This window comes from Mesorhizobium sp. M0633, assembly GCF_040320645.1.
GTDB lineage: Bacteria > Pseudomonadota > Alphaproteobacteria > Rhizobiales > Rhizobiaceae > Mesorhizobium.
Genome location: NZ_JAMYQC010000136.1, coordinates 1 through 623, shown reverse-complemented (window position 1 = coordinate 623; position 623 = coordinate 1). Strand labels below are relative to the sequence as shown.

Below are 623 nucleotides of genomic sequence, written 5' to 3'. Positions count from 1 at the left end.
CCACCTTCTCCCACAGGGGGAGAAGGGAAGAGCGCGCGATTACCGCCAAGGCTGCAAACTGTCATCGCGGACGTAAGCGATGATGGTGTCGCAGACTGCGTTCAGATCCCGCAGCACGTCGTCATTCCAGAAACGCAGCACACGAAAGCCCCTCGCCTTCAATTCCGCATCTCTCTCCCGGTCATAATCAGAATCCGCATGCTGGCTGCCGTCGATCTCGACAATCAGCCTGGCCTCGGCGCAAATGAAATCGGCAATGAATTTGCCGACGGGGACCTGACGCCGGAATTTGATGCCATCGAGCCTGCGTCCGCGCAGTTCATGCCACAGGCGGTCTTCCGCTTCCGTCGGCTCGCGTCGCATTGAGCGGGCGAAGCGACGTTTGGTGGGCGCAACGGGCTGATGCGGCATGGGGCGACGTTATCCAATCCTGGGGACGACCTCCAAGGAATCCTCAGATAAGGGCCGACGTTCGAGACCAACCAAAGGGGATGGCGCGGCGCCTCCCCTTCTCCCCTTGGGAGGGCTTTGCACGGGAAGCGAAATCCTGGTTGGTGAGTTAATGGGGCTTTTTTGAAGGCCGGGAAAGCAGTTTTCGACGGCTTGGTATGGCATCGACCGGC

At 59.9% G+C, this 623-nt stretch carries 1 protein-coding gene; it reads right to left on the bottom strand.

The features are described from left to right. Nucleotides 1-39 precede the first annotated feature (39 nt). A complete protein-coding gene (locus NKI47_RS35045; RefSeq protein ID WP_352596432.1) occupies nt 40-411 on the bottom strand; it encodes an endonuclease domain-containing protein in 372 nt (123 codons plus the stop codon). Between the last annotated feature and the right edge of the window lie 212 nt (nt 412-623).